Annotated in this window: 18 protein-coding genes; 17 read left to right on the top strand and 1 reads right to left on the bottom strand. The window is 48.1% G+C overall.

What is annotated here, in order from left to right; genetic code table 11:
- The first annotated feature begins 6 nt into the window (after positions 1 to 6).
- The 10 genes from AC1S8V_RS28805 (at position 7) to AC1S8V_RS28760 (ending at position 8,991) form a co-directional block, all read left to right on the top strand.
- Positions 7 to 1,098 (top strand): PTS fructose transporter subunit IIC, encoded by a 1,092-nt coding sequence (locus AC1S8V_RS28805; protein WP_482071711.1) that lies wholly within the window; start codon positions 7 to 9, stop codon positions 1,096 to 1,098.
- Positions 1,099 to 1,158: 60 nt separating this feature from the next.
- A complete protein-coding gene (locus tag AC1S8V_RS28800) occupies positions 1,159 to 2,067 on the top strand; it encodes a ketose-bisphosphate aldolase (RefSeq protein WP_482071710.1) in 909 nt (302 codons plus the stop codon).
- 190 nt (positions 2,068 to 2,257) lie between these two features.
- Entirely contained in the window at positions 2,258 to 2,542 is a 285-nt protein-coding gene (locus AC1S8V_RS28795; protein ID WP_482071709.1) for a YesK family protein, read from the top strand.
- Between the two features lie 113 nt (positions 2,543 to 2,655).
- Entirely contained in the window at positions 2,656 to 2,817 is a 162-nt protein-coding gene (locus AC1S8V_RS28790) for a hypothetical protein (RefSeq protein ID WP_017691697.1), read from the top strand.
- A gap of 98 nt (positions 2,818 to 2,915) precedes the next feature.
- Positions 2,916 to 4,994 (top strand): ribosomal protection-like ABC-F family protein, encoded by a 2,079-nt coding sequence (gene abc-f / locus AC1S8V_RS28785; RefSeq protein ID WP_482071708.1) that lies wholly within the window; start codon positions 2,916 to 2,918, stop codon positions 4,992 to 4,994.
- Between the two features lie 269 nt (positions 4,995 to 5,263).
- Entirely contained in the window at positions 5,264 to 5,731 is a 468-nt protein-coding gene (locus tag AC1S8V_RS28780; RefSeq protein ID WP_482071707.1) for a hypothetical protein, read from the top strand.
- Positions 5,731 to 6,015, top strand: coding sequence for a hypothetical protein (locus tag AC1S8V_RS28775; RefSeq protein WP_036671603.1), 285 nt, complete (start codon positions 5,731 to 5,733; stop codon positions 6,013 to 6,015). Before AC1S8V_RS28780 ends, AC1S8V_RS28775 begins: the two co-directional genes overlap by 1 nt.
- 4 nt (positions 6,016 to 6,019) lie before the next feature.
- Positions 6,020 to 7,375, top strand: coding sequence for a glutathionylspermidine synthase family protein (locus AC1S8V_RS28770; protein WP_482071706.1), 1,356 nt, complete (start codon positions 6,020 to 6,022; stop codon positions 7,373 to 7,375).
- Positions 7,357 to 7,761: a DUF350 domain-containing protein gene (locus AC1S8V_RS28765; protein ID WP_482071705.1), complete on the top strand. Its 405-nt coding sequence runs from the start codon at positions 7,357 to 7,359 to the stop codon at positions 7,759 to 7,761. Before AC1S8V_RS28770 ends, AC1S8V_RS28765 begins: the two co-directional genes overlap by 19 nt.
- 282 nt (positions 7,762 to 8,043) lie before the next feature.
- On the top strand, positions 8,044 to 8,991 hold the full coding sequence (locus AC1S8V_RS28760) for a nucleoside hydrolase (protein WP_036671600.1): 948 nt from the start codon (positions 8,044 to 8,046) through the stop codon (positions 8,989 to 8,991).
- 57 nt (positions 8,992 to 9,048) lie between these two features.
- On the opposite strand, the gene AC1S8V_RS28755 is transcribed toward AC1S8V_RS28760, so the two are convergent.
- A complete protein-coding gene (locus AC1S8V_RS28755; protein WP_482074610.1) occupies positions 9,049 to 9,378 on the bottom strand; it encodes a heme-degrading domain-containing protein in 330 nt (109 codons plus the stop codon).
- Positions 9,379 to 9,713: 335 nt separating this feature from the next.
- Between AC1S8V_RS28755 and lspA the strand changes: the two genes are divergently transcribed.
- From lspA to AC1S8V_RS28720, 7 genes are all read left to right on the top strand, one after another.
- A complete protein-coding gene (lspA, locus tag AC1S8V_RS28750) occupies positions 9,714 to 10,205 on the top strand; it encodes a signal peptidase II (RefSeq protein WP_482071704.1) in 492 nt (163 codons plus the stop codon).
- Positions 10,206 to 10,513: 308 nt separating this feature from the next.
- On the top strand, positions 10,514 to 11,704 hold the full coding sequence (locus AC1S8V_RS28745) for an ABC transporter substrate-binding protein (protein ID WP_482074609.1): 1,191 nt from the start codon (positions 10,514 to 10,516) through the stop codon (positions 11,702 to 11,704).
- Positions 11,705 to 11,728: 24 nt separating this feature from the next.
- Positions 11,729 to 12,595 carry a carbohydrate ABC transporter permease gene (locus AC1S8V_RS28740; RefSeq protein WP_036606633.1) on the top strand — a complete coding sequence of 289 codons (867 nt, stop codon included), beginning with the start codon at positions 11,729 to 11,731 and terminating at the stop codon, positions 12,593 to 12,595.
- Positions 12,595 to 13,422, top strand: coding sequence for a carbohydrate ABC transporter permease (locus AC1S8V_RS28735; RefSeq protein WP_036606635.1), 828 nt, complete (start codon positions 12,595 to 12,597; stop codon positions 13,420 to 13,422). The genes AC1S8V_RS28740 and AC1S8V_RS28735 overlap by 1 nt, the downstream gene beginning before the upstream one ends.
- Positions 13,423 to 13,948: 526 nt before the next feature.
- Positions 13,949 to 15,712, top strand: a complete 1,764-nt coding sequence (locus AC1S8V_RS28730) for a cache domain-containing sensor histidine kinase (RefSeq protein ID WP_482071703.1) — start codon at positions 13,949 to 13,951, stop codon at positions 15,710 to 15,712.
- On the top strand, positions 15,702 to 16,490 hold the full coding sequence (locus tag AC1S8V_RS28725; RefSeq protein WP_482071702.1) for a response regulator transcription factor: 789 nt from the start codon (positions 15,702 to 15,704) through the stop codon (positions 16,488 to 16,490). The genes AC1S8V_RS28730 and AC1S8V_RS28725 overlap by 11 nt, the downstream gene beginning before the upstream one ends.
- A gap of 121 nt (positions 16,491 to 16,611) precedes the next feature.
- On the top strand, positions 16,612 to 17,931 hold the full coding sequence (locus AC1S8V_RS28720; RefSeq protein ID WP_482074608.1) for an extracellular solute-binding protein: 1,320 nt from the start codon (positions 16,612 to 16,614) through the stop codon (positions 17,929 to 17,931).
- The last annotated feature ends 2 nt before the right edge of the window (positions 17,932 to 17,933 follow it).

Genomic DNA, 17,933 nt, shown 5'->3' with positions numbered 1-17,933 from the left:
AGGGCGATGAGCGCAAAATCCAATCACGCAGGTTCAGTCATCAAAGGTCATCTGTTAACAGGCATTTCCTATATGATTCCTTTGATCGTTGCTTCAGGGCTGTGTATCGCGCTGGGACAAATTCTGGGAGGAGCCGATGTGGGCAAGGCGGAAGGTACCATTCCGTATATGATTAACCAAATCGGCGGTTGGGGCATGGGGCTGGTTGTCCCTTTAATTTGCGCAGCGATTGCTTATTCGATCTCGGACCGTCCCGGAATTGCCCCAGGATTAATTGTTGGTTTTATATGCAGTCAGATTCAAGCGGGGTTCATTGGTGGGATGCTGGGCGGATTTCTGGTGGGTTATGTCGTACTTGGTATCCGTAAATATGTGAAGCTGCCAAAGTCCATGCAAGGATTAATGCCTGTTCTCGTTATTCCGTTTCTGGCTACATTGATCTCTGGTTTAGGTATCTTTCTTGTCATTGGTCAGCCAATTGTCTGGTTACAGGACAGTCTTACCCATGTGCTTGAATCGATGCAGGGGGGGTCCAAATTTGTTTTAGGTGCCATTCTGGGCTTGATGGCCACCTTTGACTTCGGAGGACCTGTGAATAAAACGATGTCACTGTTTGCTGATGGGATGTTAGTCCAAGGTATCTATGGGCCTGAGGCTGTCAAGTTTGTCGGCTCCATTATTCCACCATTAGGGATTACCCTATCGTATTTCCTGACGAGAAACAAATATACGGCAGCAGAAAAAGAATCGTTAAAGGCCGCATTCCCGATGGGAATCTGCATGGTCACGGAGGGTGTCATTCCGATTGCGGCAAGGGATCTGATCCGGGTGGTGACTTCCTGTGTCATCGGCTCAGCGGTAGCTGGTGGATTGATTATGATCTGGGGCGTTGAGGCTCCGGTGCCACACGGGGGATTATTCGTTGTACCCCTCTTCACCCATCCATGGCTGTTTATGTTGTCTCTTCTCATTGGAACCGGAATCTGCGGTGTAACCTTATCTTTATTAAAGAAGCCAGTTACGGCGATAGATGAAGAATTCGACGATACCGAAGACGAAAGCGTAACCTTTGATGACATTGTGTTCAAAGTGGAGTAATACCTGCTATATAGACAGCGCTTACAATTTAATTAAACCAATCTAAAGGAGATGTGTCTCATGTTGATTACGATGAAGGAACTGCTTAAAGTAGCCAAGGAACACCAATTCGCGGTGGGAGCATTTAACGTGGCAGACAGTACATTTTTGAGAGCTGTGATTGAGGAGGCGGAGCACTCCAATTCCCCGGCAATCATCGCCATTCACCCGACGGAGCTTGAATTTTTGACGGATGAATTTTTCGCATATGCCAGCCAGCGTGCACATGCCAGCCATGTCCCACTGGTGATCCATCTTGATCATGGTGGGTCCATTGCTGATATCATCCGGGCGATCAAGTGTGGATTTACTTCTGTCATGATTGACGGTTCTCTGCTCCCTTATGAAGACAATGTGGCTATTACTAAACAGGCGGTGGAGCTTGCACACGCCGTCGGCGTATCTGTTGAGGGGGAATTGGGGACGATTGGGCAGACCGGTAATTCTATCGAGGGCGGTGTATCCGTAGTAACTTACACGAATCCGGCCCAGGCGGAAGATTTTGTGGCACGTACGGGTATCGATACATTGGCGGTGGCCATCGGTACAGCCCATGGCATATATCCCAAACATATTAAACCGGAGTTGCAAATGGATATTCTGAGAGAAATCAATCAATTGGTAGACATCCCTCTCGTTCTGCACGGGGGATCCGCAAACCCTGATCAGGAGGTCTCCGACTCCGTTCAGTTGGGGATATGTAAAATCAATATTTCCAGCGATATGAAACATGCATACTTCAAAAAAGCTCGTGAAATTCTAAGCACCACGGAATTATGGGACCCAAATGCCATTTACCCAGACTGCATTGTTGAGGCTCAAAACGTCATTCGTTATAAAATGAATCTGTTCAATTCCGTGGGCAAGGCAGACTTGTATAAAGGACTGCGTTATGAGCAACGCCAGGCTGAAAGTGTGAGCCTTTACTAAGCCTGCTGGCGGGGCAAAGCACCATAAGAACGATTCTCATTTCATCCCTCGGAGCCTTCCTGAAGCCCACCATTCACGAATTTCATTTATCGTGAATGGTGGGCTTCATTATGTGATAAACTCTACACGTATCAGAACGCCCAGCGTCAATGTGTATTCGGAGAATGTGTGAAGAAGGAGGGGAGCATGAGTGAAAGGCCTTATTATATTAACACTCCTTGTTTGGGTCACATTATTGCTGATTGAATGGCTTATCTACCGGTTGCAAGGACGAAGAATGACGTGGATTCAATATATATTGCCATGTGTGGCCTTGCTCGGCGGTGCCGTCGTAATCATGATCAGCATCGATATTGGCGGGTGGAACGGCATCGGATATGCCCTGCTTGGCGTATCGCTGGGTACCGCGGGAATGTTAACACTCATTACGGTGGCGATCAGGGATGTGATGCTTCGGCGACGGGGCAGGGATTAAGCGGAAGAATGAACCTACTGTACAGTAAGATTAAATTGGGCGATAGGATGGTTGCAGGAATACATTCGTCTGTGATATATTGACATTAATTATGACAAGGGAGGTGAAGACAGGTGAATCACGAGATGCTTAACAACCGTATTAGCCAGCTGCCGATTGCTATGGCTGGCATTGTTCATACTTTTCTGACCAACGGGAGAAGTCTGTCCAATTTTGAATATACGGAAGTTAACATTTGCGAGAAGATGCCTGCCTTGACCTCATTCGGACGATAAGCGATATTGCTTGAATTCTGAAGGGCCGCGGAGCTAACCTCCTGCGGCTCTTTTTGTGTTGCGGTCAGGATCTTCCAACCTATAGGAGGAACCTTATTATGATAATTATTAGCGCGCAACAACTGACTCAATACCACGGAGCACATCTGGTGCTGGACGGCATTACATTTGAAATTATGGAAGGCGACAAGGTCGCACTGATTGGCCGCAACGGAAGCGGCAAGACAACACTTATGCGCCTGATGGCAAGGCTGAACAAGCCGGACGAGGGTCAATTGATGATAAAGAAAGATACACGAATGGGATATGTGGCCCAGGTTCCGGAAGGATTGGATGATCATACCGTACTGGATGTATTGAGTCTTGGATTCAAGGAGCTCATGGTATGTTCCACGCAAATGAAGGAAATGGAGCAGCAGATGTCCGATCCGGCATGCGCAGCAGACCCTAGTCAATTGGAGCGCCTGCTGAAACGTTATGCAGCGCTGCAAGACCAGTTCGAGCGTGAGGGTGGATACGAAATGGATGCCCGGATCGATCAGGTGGCGGACGGTCTGGATATCGACAAGGCGCATTATGGTTGGCGCTTCAGTTCCCTGTCCGGTGGGGAGCAGACTCGGGTAGTGCTGGCTTCACAGCTAATCGTAAGGCCCGATCTGTTATTGCTGGATGAGCCGACGAACCATCTCGATCTGGAGCGGGTCGAGTGGCTGGAAGGATATTTACGAGAATACCCCGGCACCATTGTCCTGATCTCGCATGATCGCTATTTTCTGGATCGGGTCGTGAATCGAACACTGGAGCTGGAGGATGGAGAAGCGGAAACGTCTGCTGGCGGTTATACGGAATATATGAAAGTGAAGGAACAACGGCTGTTGCAGCAATTCGAGGAGTTCAAAGAGCAACAGAAGGTTATCAAGAAAATGAAAGAAACGATCCGCCAGCTGGAGGAGTGGGGCCGAGTTGGTGGGAATGAAAAGTTCTTCAGGCGGGCGGCTTCGATGCGTAAAGCAATCGAGCGGATGGAACAGGTGAAGCGTCCTGTGCTGGAGCGCCGCAATGCCGAGTTCGATGTGCGCCCCACGGATCGAACGGGCAAACGGGTAGCGGTATTGGAACAGGTCGAGAAGAGCTATGGTGAGCGTGAAATCCTGCGCGGAATCTCGGGTCTGCTAGAATATGGGGATAAAATTGCACTCGTTGGCCGCAATGGTTCCGGCAAGACGACCCTGTTCAAGCTGTTGCTTGGTGACGAGCAGCCCAATGCTGGCAAGCTGGAGTGGGGGACACGTGTGGATGTCGGGTATCTGGCTCAACAGGAGGAACCCACGAATCCGAAGCTGAATGTACTCGAATACTTCCGTCTGGAAGCGGGCGTGGAGGAAGGCGAGGCTCGCGGAATTCTGGCCCGATACCTGTTCTACGGTGCAGATGTATTCCGCTCTGTCGGGCAATTATCTGGCGGGGAATGGACGCGCCTGCGTTTGGCTCTGCTGGTGCAACGCAAACCCAATGTACTGCTGCTCGATGAGCCGACCAACCATCTGGATATCGCATCCAGAGAAGCGCTGGAAGAGTCCTTGGTTGATTTTGAAGGAACCGTACTTGCCATCTCGCATGATCGGTATTTCGTCAATCGCCTTGCTTCCCGTGTCTGGGAACTGGAGGACGGACAGATGACCGCTTATCTCGGAGACTATGAGGCGTATCGTGAGAAGAAGCTTGATTTGCAAGCTCGTGCGGCGACAAATCAAGCTATAGCAGGAGCGGGAGTTTCTTCTCGTGGGAACGCCAAGTCAGAGATGAAGTCAGGTTTAACATCCGCGTCGAGCGGGACTGTCAGATCAGGGAAGAAACCAGAAACAAACTCGACAATGAACGGTTCCACTGTTGCTGCTACCGATGGAAGTCGTGATAATGAAGCTTCTACTGAATCAAGCAAGGCGTTGACCCCTTCGGCAGTAAATGCATCGAATCATAGAAGTAGCAACGGCAACAAACTGTCTGCGGAGAAGCTGGAACAGACCTTGGCTCGTCTTGAGGTACAGATTCAGGCGTTGGATCAACAGTTGGAAACGGTACAGAACAATCCGCTTGAACTGGAACAACGCTGGAATGAACGCGAGCAATTGTCCGCTGAATACAATGATGTATTGGCCCAGTGGGCTGAGTTATAAGTCAGAATAGTATGAGCATAAGCTGGAACAAACGAGGTCGGAGAACCTTCTCCGGCCTTTTTGAACTGGATTGCGTACCAAAAGTGAAAAACAGTATGTTATTTCATGCTTCGTTAATCGGCGAACGAAGATAGCCCACATGTTCTTTATTACATGTCATAGTGAATAGTGTAACTTTTTTCCTTCTGATGCGTTAAATACGTTTGTATGAATTGAAACGGCTCACCTAAGAGCTCGCAAAAAGGGAGGTTATCGGTATCTATTATTCATTGACGTATCGGAGTTGGTCGGATGATCGCCAGGCGGAAACGGGGGTGCTGGAACAGACTTCAGTCACACGGGATGAACTGTTCATGCGCAAACTGGTGGATGCCACACTGGTAAAAAACAAACTCTGGGCGCATCTGTCCAATGAATGCCAGGATGGGCGGGAACATGCAATATACGTGACGGCGTATGACCAACAGATGCCGGATCATTACGGTGCAGCCATTGCGGATGCTGCGCTGGCGATGTGCAAAATGTCTTCCATGTACAGCGCAGAGTATATGTTGTGGAATGGAAGTTCATTTCAGGAGTTGGAGCTCACGGCGTCCTCCACCTATACGATGGAGCTTGCCGAGCAACTGCTGGACCATTACATGGTTCGCGGTGACAAGACGTATGAGTTCCTGTATTCCGTGCTGGATGCGGATCGCAAGAAAGTGTTGTTTTATATGAAAGAGGTGGATCTGTAATGAGTGACCAAGAGCGGGGGCAAGCATCGAAACCCGGATCAAAAGCGAAGCTGGTTGCTTTCTCCCTGATGCTGGCGGTTCCTGCCGTGTTATCCGGTTGTGGCAGCAACAATGATGAATGTGACCCGGAGTATGATACCGGATGTGAATATGATTCCAGCAGTGGGCACTATTACTACGGTGGGTCGTCGTATCGAAGCAATAAGGACAGTAACAGCTCCTATAGCAAATCCAAGTCCAAATCAAGCGGCTTCGGTAGCTTCTTCCGCAGTTCGGGAGGATAACCGGATGAGGCAAGTGGTTCAATTGCCGTTTAGTCACGAAGAGGTATTTCAGGGTGAAGCGGGACAACAAATTCCATATCATCGAATGTATGGGAAGCAATATTGTGTTCCTGCCTTGACGGTTTATTCTCCCTCGGAGGTACAGGAGCTGCGTATTGCAGCCGAGGCGGTAGACGGCATTTACTGTAAAGTGATGCGATTTATCCAGCAGTACATGCCGGATTCTTTTCTAGAGCATCAGTTGGGTATCCATCCGGGGCTTATTCCGGCGGCACGTATGGAGATGGTGACTGGGGGGATCACCCGTCAGGACTGGATTATTGGAGAAGCTGGGCCGAAGTGTATTGAAAATAATACGGACACCCCTACGGGTATACCGGAGGCTGCTGCATTGGAAGGTATTCTGGTCGGTCTCGCTGAGGATGCTGCGTTGACTGCACCATCTGCTGAGATGGATACACGTATTCGGGCGTGTTTCAGGCAGTGGCTGGAATTCTATGCAGAGCAGGGATTGCAGAGTCCGGTGACATTCACTTCTTATGGCGAACATGTCGAAGATCGAACGAATACGGAATACCTGATGAGACGCTGTCAGGAAGCCGGATACGATGTCTTCTATGCCCCACTGGAGGAACTGGAGATTGTTCCTGGGGAGGCGCTTTACCATCAGGGTCGGGAGATTAACCTGCTGTACCGTCTCTATCCACTGGAGTATCTGATCGATGATCGGGACGAGACGACAGGGGTGGACATTGGTGCTGCGTTGCTTGATCTTGTACGGGAGGGACGACTGGGCCTGATGAATCCCGTTCAGCATGTACTGATGCAGAGCAAAGGCTTCATGGCGGCGATCTGGTCGCTCTACGAGCGTAACAAGCAAACCCCGGAATATTGCGGGTTTACCCTCTTTGATGAAGCAGAGATGGACGTGATTTCCCGATATCTGCTGCCAACTTATTTTTCGGCTGAACCCTTCGAGCTGAACGCTATGTCATATGTAGCCAAAAGCTATTGGGGGCGCGAAGGCAGAGGAACTCTTTTGCTGGATGGAAGTGCAGTTCAGAAGAATTTGAAGCAGGAGGAACTTACTGAACTGGAGAAAGAAGTCACAGCTTATTACGAAAACCAGCCCAAAATCTATCAGCAGATGGTTCCGATGGAACAGGTTGTGATCGAGACGGAAGATGGAGCGTACAGCGGTTATCTGCTTACAGGGGTGTTTGTTATCGGTGGGCGTTTGGCTGGGTTGCTACCACGGGTCGGGGAGAAAGTAACCGGAGATATGGCCTATTATTGCGCGGCTACGGTTCGTGAACGGATGAATGATGAGGAGGAAAAGGTATGGGAAACTTGGGATTGAACTTGCTTAATGTTGCGGTGGGTATAGGCATTCTGCTGGTGGTATTGGTATGTGGATATTTCGCTTTTAGCAAATTGACCCGGTATAACGATAGCGAAGAAATCGCTAAAGGTAACGAGGCGGCAGGCATATATATGGGTAGCAAACTGCTGGGACTGTGTATTATTGTCGGAATGGTATCCTTCTCTACGCACTCGTGGCTGGATATGCTGCTGTGGTCGGCGCTGGGAATCATTATTCTGTGTCTGGTCTATATTATATTTGACTTCCTCACGCCCAAAATGCGTGTTTGCGACGAAATCGCACGAGGCAATATGGCGGTAGCGCAGTTGCTGCGTTCGATTATCATCGGCGTTTCCATCGTCATTGGTACTTTTTTGATGTAAAATAAGCCTAGAGGTAAACGATAATTTAGAATGAATATAGTGTTTACACGTAAACGAAGAGGACAGAAAAAATCTGGAGAAGCGAAGCGTTCGCTTGAAAGCTTCCTGAAAGGAAGCTGCATCGTAAGCATAAGCTATCATCGGATTTTTACCTTTGAAAGGGTATATAAAAAAATCTGAGGGTAACAGCGATCTTAAGATTGTTCTGTACGCAGAGTTATTAAGTGTAATCTTGTATTTTTGTTCTAAATGAATATCAAACGGAAGAAGGAGCGCGGCATCATGAGAAGAGTCATCATCGATACAGATACAGCAGGAGACGATACGATTGCGATCCTGACGGCATTGCACCACTTTCAGGTGGAAGGCATCACGATTACGGGTGGTAACGTACAATTCGACCAGGAGGTTGAAAATGCACTGTATACAGTGCAAGTTGCTGGGCATGGCGGCAAGGTGCCTGTATATAAAGGTTGCGAGCGTCCGCTAATGGCCTACGGAAAGGCTCAGCACCGCACAGTGGAAGATGTGCATGGCGATGATGGCATGGGGGGCGCGCATTTTCCCAAGGCAGATCAGCGTCCCGAGAGCGGGCACGCGGTTGATTTTATCATTGAGAAGGTGCACGCACATCCAGGTGAAATTGAACTTCTGGCGATTGCCCCGCTGACCAATATTGCAATGGCGATCCAGAAAGACCCAACGATTATTCCAGAGATTGCTCACCTGTACATCATGGGCGGAACCAATAATGCACTGGGCAATATCACACCGGCAGCGGAGTATAACTTCTACGTGGACCCGGAAGCAGCGAAAATTGTACTGCATGCTGGCATTCCGATCACGATGGTTGGCTGGGAGATGTGCACGCAATATTCAGTGATGGACGATGACGATCATGCAGAAATTGCGGCTTTGGGTACATCGGGTGCTGATTTCTTCACCGCTATTAACAAAGTGGTTATGCAGTTCAACAAGTCGGTACATAAGCTGAATGGCACGACTCATCCCGATACGTTACTGATGGCTGTTGCGGCAGATGAATCCATCATGACCAAGTCGGGTCAATATTATGTGGATGTGGAAGCCGCAGGAGAGCTGACACGCGGTTACAGTGTGGTTGATATCAACGGACGTTTTGGCAAAGAGCCTAATGTACGCGTCTGTGAGGCCATTGATCGGCCGAAATTCAAATCCATGCTGCTGGACGTTCTCTCAGCGATCCAATAAAAGTAACATTTATCCGTACCTTTGGAAGGTACGGATTTTTTTTATGCCCATTTTAATCTAACCTTGCTGCAACAAAAACGAGCGAATGCCTGTCGTGACCAGATCATGGTCTTCCTCATCAGGCAGACCGGATACTGTAATGGTGCCGACCTGTCCCTCATTTTTCAGAATAAGCGGGAAAGCCCCTCCAGCCAGTACATAATCAGATGCAGACAGGTTGAAGTCATGCTCAAGTGTCTTATTTTCGCTTCTCAACCGTAGAGCCGTATGCCAAGAGCTAGAGGAGAAATGATTGACTACATTGTTCTTGCGGCGAATCCAATCTTCGTTATCGGGATGAGTGCCTTCCATGGCGTGCAAAAAGAGGCGATGTCCCTTCAGGGTGATATCAATGGTTACGGCTTGTGAACGACGTTTCGCTTCTTCGACCAGATGCAGACCAAGTCCTTTTCTTCCTGCTGCATTTCCTTTAATTTCTCTGTCATGGTCAGGTTCAAATTACAGGCAGCCCCTTTACATATATGATTGATGTCTACATTCGACATGGACTGGTGTAGTCCCTTCTCGATGCAGTCTGAACGATGTTAGTAGATTTTTTATGCAAGTTAAAGACCGCTCATTTGGAGACCATACATCGACTGTGTTAAAGTGAAGGGAACCTAATATACAAAACTCTTAAAGTTAAAATAATTTGTCGTTCAGTAGGCAGGAGGAGAGGCACGATGCTGTTTTATTTTGTAGCACTGCTGGTAACTTTGGTTGATCAGGGAACCAAAATCGCAGTGAGGATGTATATGGAAGTCGGTGACGTGATGAGACTGGGTGACTCCGGCATGCAATTGCAGCATTACGAGAATAGCGGAATGGCTGGCAGTCTGTTTCAAGGGAATGCACGTCTCTTTGGCGTGATCGCTGTTTTGTTCATAGCAGGCATGCTGTATTATCGCAGAAAAGGTGAAATTCGCGGTTTCTGGATGCAGGCTGGCGCTGGTTTTATGGTTGGCGGGGCCTTGGGAAATGCGATCGATCGATTTATCTATGCCCGGGTAACGGATTTCCTTGTGTTTCCGTCAGGACGCGGGATTTTGAATCTCGCTGATGTCGCAATTAACATCGGTGTGGTCATGATCATCATCGGCATGTTGATTCGTGCATTTCAGAGTTATCGGGCCAAGCGTTTACGCAATGCTTTGCCAAAAATCGAGCGTTCGTAATCGAGGATAACAGCATGGCTGTAACCCACTGATTACTGGATATATGAAGGACATTGGATATCATCGGATGTCCTTTTTTGTGTTTTCTTGGCGACTTTTACAAGTCATCTACTTGATTCAATTTCACCGAAACCGTTTTAGGAATAATAAAGACTTATATCATCCTTTCAGATTGAGATTGGTTTGGAAGGATTAACTAAATGGTTATTTTATCACCTGAATGGGTAAATCTTTACGTATAAAGCTGAGGGAGGTACAACATGAGAACAACGCTTACCAAGGCTCTCGGGACAATGTTGCTGTGTGGAATGATGGCTGTACTTTTATCTTCCTGTACCAATGGAGATAGCGCGAATGGCAAAGTACAGATTGAGTTTTTCCAGAACAAACCTGAAGCCAAAACAACCTTTGATGAATTGATCAAGACGTTCAACGCGGAGCATGACGATATCCAGGTGACACAGGTGAATCCGCCTGATGCGGAGACGGTATTGAAGACGCGGGTCGTCAAAAACGATATACCGGATATTATGGCTATGGGGGCAACCGACACCTATTCCATTTTGGCCCAGAGTGATATTTTCACCGATCTGACGGACAGCTCATTACTCCAGACAATTGATCCGAACTACATACAGATGCTGAAGGATCTCACAGGTATGGACGAAGTGACAGGTATTCCTTACGCAACCAATGCAAACGGCATCATGTACAATAAAACGCTGTTTAAGGAAATGGGATTGGACGTGCCCAAGACGTGGGATGAACTCATTGCGACCGCCCAAAAGATTAAGGATGCAGGTGAGATTCCATTTTACTTCACATACAAGGATGACTGGCAGACGAGTCTGCCCTTCAATGCACTGGCCTCCAATCTGGTCGGTATTGATTTCTACCAAGAGCGGCGCGATAACAAAGTGACGTTCAAGGAGAAGTACCGCGAGGTAGCTGAGAAGCAACTGGAACTCATGAAATACGGTCACGGCGATAACTTTGGTAAAGCTTATTCGGACGGTAACCGCGCTTTTGCTAACGGTGAAGCCTTCATGTACATCCAGGGAACCTGGGCCATCTCGGAGATTCGCAAAGCGAACCCGAATGTTGACATCGGTTTCTTCCCGTTCCCAACGGGCAACGATGCAAGCGAGATCAAGCTGGTGAACGGGATTGACTCCCTGTTTACCATTGCGGCGGACACGCCTAATCGCGAGCAGGCAGAGAAGTTTATTGCGTTCCTGTTAGAGCCTGAAAATATCGGAAGATACATTGACGAACAGACGCTGTTCTCTGCGGTCGAAGGTGTGAAGCAGGATGATCCTGCCGTACAGGAATTGATGCCATATATCGAGCAGGGGAAGGTTATTGACTTTGCCGATCACTATATTCCGGCTGCGGTGCAGCTGAATTCCATCGTACAGTCCTTTTTGCAGAACCAAAACATCGACAATTATCTAGATACACTCGACAAAGAATGGGACAAGGTTGCCAATCGGCGCTAAGCCTTGTCTGAAGGAGGATGGAATATGAACAAGCGTATCGCACCTTATTACTGGATGACGGTTCCGGCGGTAGTATTGTTCTTTGTATTTATGACACTGCCGGCCCTCCAGGGCATCTATTATTCATTTACGAATTATAACGGATTCGGGAAAGAGTATGATTTTGTTGGCTTCAAAAACTATTTCAACTTGTTCCAGGATGACAATGTAGGTAACGCCTACTGGTTTACGTTCAAATTTGCGATCGTTGTGACGATCCTGACCAATATCCTGAGCTTGCTCATTGCACTCGGGCTGAATGCCAAGATCAAGTTCCGTAACTTTTTCCGCGGCATCTACTTCCTGCCCAATATTCTGAGTGTACTGATCGTAGGTTACATATTTAACTACCTGTTCTCCAACGTCTTCCCGATCTGGGGACAAAATCTGGGCATCAACGCACTATCCACGAACATACTTGGCAGCGAAAGTCTGGCTTGGATCGGCATCGTCATTGTTGCAGTATGGCAATCCGTGGCCCTGAATACGATTCTGTATTTGGCTGGTCTGCAAACGATACCAACGACACTGTATGAGGCATCCAACCTCGACGGTGCAGGCAAATGGCGTGAATTCTGGAGTATTACATTCCCGCTTATTGCACCATTCTTCACTATTAATATGGTGCTGGCGATGAAAAACTCACTTATGGTCTTTGACCAAATCGTAGCCTTGACCAATGGTGGTCCCGGACGGGCGACGCAGTCCATCTCCCATCTGATCTACACCGGCGGATTTGAAGGCGGCGAATATGCGTATCAATCTGCGAACTCGGTTATTTACTTCATCGTTATTGCGGTGATTTCAATTCTGCAAATCCGGTTCCTGCAAAGAAGGGAGATGGATCTGTAATGAGAAGCCGTACACGAATCAATTGGCTCGTTATGCTGCTTGTTGTGCTGGGTACCCTGTTTATCCTGTTTCCATTGTATATGACCGTTACGATTGCTTTGAAAAATCCGGAACAGATGGCCCAATCGGTTTTTGCCATTCCAACCACACTTCACTGGGAGAATTTTGCGAGGGCCATCGATATGACAAACTTCTTCCAATCGTTCCGTAACAGTGCGATTGTTACTGCATCAACCGTGCTTTTGACGTTGCTCAGTAACTCGATGGTGGCCTATGCGATTGCGCGGAATATGGAGAAACGCAAGTTTTTCAAAGGGCTCTATTATTACTTTGTCAGCGCGATGTTCATTCCGTTCCCGATCATCATGCTGCCGATTGTTAAGCTGACCGCATCGCTGGAGATGACAAATCTGGTAGGTCTGATCCTGCTGCACACGGTATATGGCCTGGCATTTAACGTATTTGTGTACGTTGGATACATCCGGTCCATTCCGGTAGCGCTTGAGGAAGCGGCGTTTGTGGATGGGGCGACAACCTGGGGCACGTTCTGGAAAATCATCTTCCCGCTCATGGCGCCTATCAGTGCCACGGTCGGTATTCTGACTTGCCTGTCGACGTACAACGATTTCTTGCTGCCGCTCATTATTATCAGTGATCCGGGACAGTACACGCTGCCGCTGGTACAGTATGTATTCCAAGGGCAGTTCAATACCGAGTTTAACCTTGCGTTTGCATCCTATTTGCTCGCATTGCTGCCGATGATTATCATCTATCTGTTTGCACAGAAGTGGATCATCAACGGCGTTACACAAGGGTCTGTTAAATAACTGAAGATGTGCTAAAGAAAAGAATATGTGTGAAGGGATATCAACCAAGAGAGGTGGACTCTAAGAGTTCCCTCTCTTTTTTGATCCTTGTCATTTGACGTTTGGGAACTGTCAGAAGGATTGATTAACCTGTAAAACTATGCTATTTTTTAGTCGTTAGTTTAATCGGTAAACAAAGACTAGAAGAGAAGAAGAGTAAGGTTCATTTCTGCAAGCGCTTTAACTATATAAATGAACTATACATTTACACGAGAACGGAGAGGGCAGAAATAACCTGAAAAAGCGGAGCGTTCGCCTTTATCCCCGGATTTTCCCCTTTAAAAAGGGAATCAAAAAATCTGGGGATAACAGCGATTGGAAGGTTATTCTGTCATCGTAGTGGCTAGTGTAAATATTCTTTCGTTCATTTTATATAGGGGAACTGAATACTTGGATAAATCCGGCATCGTTTGTACCCAGTCTTCAAGAGCACGGGCGTAAGGTGGTGGGTTTTTTTACATGCAAAAAAGAGAGGAGAATGGGGAAGTTGCACGGAAAAAAAGGGCATTTTAACTCACTTCGCAATCAGATCTTCATTGGTTTCGTTATGGTGATGCTTGTTGTTTTGCTGCTCGCAGGCATATCAGCCTATGATCGGGTAGCTGCTCTGCTGAAAAGCAATGCGGAGAAACATATTCACCAAACCGCCGTCCAAGCCAGTGGCAGATTGGATGCACTCATTGCACAAGTGAATTCGCTGACCGCCCAGGTGGCGGATGATTCATATGTGCAGCGTCTGCTCAGCGATGAGAAACAAGGCAACCCGGCCACCTTTAATCAGCGCCAAGCTCTCTTGCAGATTGCAGGCAGCTATCAGTCTTTCATCAATGGCGCGCAGAGTATGGAGATATACACTACAGGTTATAACCGGATCTTTCCGATGGATGACCGATCCCTCGATCTCAGAGTGGAGCGCAACTGGATCAGTCTGGCGGATGAAGGTAAAGGCAGACTGGTATGGGCAGGCGCTGACCCTGAAGATCCGGGTGTACTTCTGGCTATTCGGCGGATTAACTTGCTGGATCATTCTTTCGAACATGGAGGCTATGTGGTGGTGCGGATGCAGCGCAGTTTTTTTCAACTCAATGATTCCAATGGGGCAGATGGTTCGCAGGACTCGATCATGCTCTTGGATGGTGCAGGCGAAGTGGTGACTTCCGATCTGGAGATTAATCTCGATCCCAAAGCCATATTGGACAGCGGATCAGTCGTCCAGAATGGGGAGGAATCCTATATCGTCGTCCGGCAAAAATCTGAATTAACGGGATGGACACTTGCTGTCCTGACCCCGCTGCGGGAGACAACAGAAGGTGTATCTATCCTGAGGACGGCGCTGCTCGTCTCGGGAATGATTGGTGTTATTCTCTTCCTTATCATGTCGTTCTTTCTGTCCACGATGATTACACGTCCGCTCATCCGGCTGATGCGGGCCATGCGCAGTGCACAGCCAGGAGCAATGAGACCGAATCTAATGGTCAGCTCTACGATGGAGATCAATGAACTAAACAACGTGTATAACCAGATGGTTTACAGGCAGAATGAATTAACCCGTGTGGTTCATGAGAAGGAGGTCATGCAGTCCCGGGCTGAGTTAAAGGCGCTACAATCTCAGATTAACCCCCATTTTCTATTCAATACACTTGAAGCATTCTACTGGTCTCTTGAGGAGAAGGGAGACGAGGAGATGGCACGTATGGTCGTTGCGATGTCCCGATTGTTTCGCTACATTATCACGAGTTCCCAGCAGGATGAATGGGTTACGATTGCCGACGAGTTGGAACACGCCGAGCGTTATCTTCGAATAATGCAGATGCGGTTGGGAGATAGAATGCAATGGGAGATTCAGCTGAGTGATGCGGTTCGTAAGGTCCCAATTCCGAAACTGCTTATACAGCCCTTGGTGGAAAATGCGATCCTCCACGGCATTGAAAGTAAACTGGGACCTGGAAAGATAAGCATTCATGTGGATACTTCGACCGAGGAGAATCTGGTTCGCATTGAGGTTCGGGATGATGGTCCCGGTATGGATGAATCACGGCTTCAATCTGTCATTCATGCTTTACATGGTGGGCCAGCTGTGTCCAAGAAGGGGACAGGTGTAGGTCTAATCAACGTACATCGGCGACTGAAGCTTTACTTTGGCAGCCAACTTGGTGAACGTTGCAAGCTCTCCATAACTAGTAAGGTTGGGGAAGGTACCGTCATTTGCTTTGAGATTCCGAAGGGAACGGAGGGTGCATATGATTCATGACAAAACGATTCTTATCGTGGATGATGAGCCGCGTACAAGAGAGGGTATTCGTAAGACACTGGAAGGATGGTCGGCAGGACGAAATCACATTCAGACTGCAGAAAGTGGCGTCGAGGCTGTGGAATGGCTCAAGAAAAAGCCGGCAGACCTGTTAATAACGGACGTTCGCATGCCGGAATTCTCCGGCTTGTCCCTAATTGAGGCCATTCAGCATTTTGCAAACAAGCCTGTCGTCCTGATTATGTCGGGACATGCCGATTTTCAATACGCTCAGCAGGCCATTAAGCTGGGGGTCGTGGAGTATATGTTGAAACCCATTGATAAGGAACAGTTGCTTCAGACCGTCGAGAAAGCCCTAAAGTTCAGTGAACAACAGCGCCGCATTCAAACGATGCAGGAAATGGTTGACCCCAAGCTTCTGGATGCCAAGGAGCGCGGGGAACAGAGACTCAATAGCCAGATCAGTGAAGCTTTGACCTATGTGGATACTCATCTGGGTGAACATGTGACCATGCGTGAAATTGCTGATTTACTCCATCTCAACTCCAGTTACTTCAGTGTGTTGTTTAAGGAACAGATCGGCATCAATTTTAGTGAATACCTCACCCGGAAACGCATTCAGCGGGCAAAGGAGCTGCTTGTGCAGACGACCCTGCCGATCTCGGAAATTGCCGAACAGGTGGGTTATCAGACGGATAAGTATTTTATCAAGGTATTTAAAAGTCTGGAGGGGCTTAGCCCAAGCAAATATCGTCATTCCCTCAATAATACGAGGTAACAAATCACCTCAAAAAAGTGGAGTTTTTCCAAATCGTCCTAGTCTTATAGGTGTGTTGGGTGCGTGCTACAATTTGGTTAAAGCGGTTACATTAACCGAAAAAACCAAGGGGGTTGGGATGATGAGCAAAAAGACGATGGCCATGCTTCTGTCATGGACGCTGGTTCTCGCGGTAATTTTATCCGGATGCAACAATTCAAGTTCTGATCAAGAGGGTGAAACGGGCGGTAATGGTACAGATGGAAAAGTGACCCTCAAATTTATGCACCTCTGGCCAGCAGGAAGTTCCGCACAGCAGAACAAACTGGTCAACGATATCATCCAGCAGTATCAGACGGATCATCCGAATGTGACCATTAAGCAGGAAGTGCTGGAGAATGAACAATACAAGAACAAACTGAAAATCCTGTCCGCATCCAATGAGCTTCCTGATGTCGGTGTAACTTGGGCTGCTGGATTTCTGGAGCCTTATGTGAAAGGCAATCTGTTCGCACCGGTGGATGATCTGCTGAGCGGCTCACTGGGTGAGAAATTCATAGCCGGCACAACCGAAGCCTATGCGATAGACGGCAAAACATATGCGTTACCCATTGAGCTGAATATCTCCCCCATTTATTATAACAAGGCCATTTTTGCCAAATATAATCTACAGCCGCCAGCAACGTACGATGAATTCCTGAGTGTGCTGAAGACACTGACAGAGAACGGTGAGGTGCCGATCGCACTGGGCAATAAAGACCGCTGGACCGGCTCACTCTGGTATATGTACCTGGCGAATCGGTTAGGTGGAGATGCACTGGAGAAGGCCATCAATGGCTCCGGAAAGTTTGACGATCCTGCGCTGACTCAAGCTGCTGCTGAGGTACAAAAGTTGGTGGATATGAATGCCTTCAACAAAGGCTTCAACGGGTTGTCTAACGATGAGGGCAAATCCGAATTCATGAATGAAAAAGCTGCCATGTACCTGATGGGTACCTGGGAACTGCCAAACTTCACGACCAACCCGGACATCCCGCAGGAATTCAAGGACAAGATCGGATTTTTCAAATTCCCAACGATGGAAGATGGCAAGAGCGATATTAACAGTTGGGTAGGTGGTCCAGGTGTAGGACTGTTCGTGGCCCAGAACTCCAAAGTGAAGGAAGAAGCGGCGAAGTTCGTGCAATACTTTGTGGAAAAATGGGGTGAAAGTTCGGTAACTGAGGCAGGCGTCATCCCGGCTACCAAAGTAGATACAGCTGCAGTACAGCTGCCACAGCTTTACATTGACCTGCTCAACGAATTGAATCAGGCCAGCAGCCTTACGCTCTTTGCAGATGTACAGATGAAACCGGCAGCCGCTCAGGCACATCTGGACATGATTCAGGCGTTGTTTGGCAAAGCGGTAACACCGGAGGACTTTGTGAAGAATCATCAGGCTGCAATTGATAAAGGCAATTGACG

This window comes from Paenibacillus sp. B46(2026) (assembly GCF_056786355.1).
The sequence above is the reverse complement of the archived record's forward strand: the minus strand, read 5'-3'. Positions and strand labels throughout refer to the sequence as shown.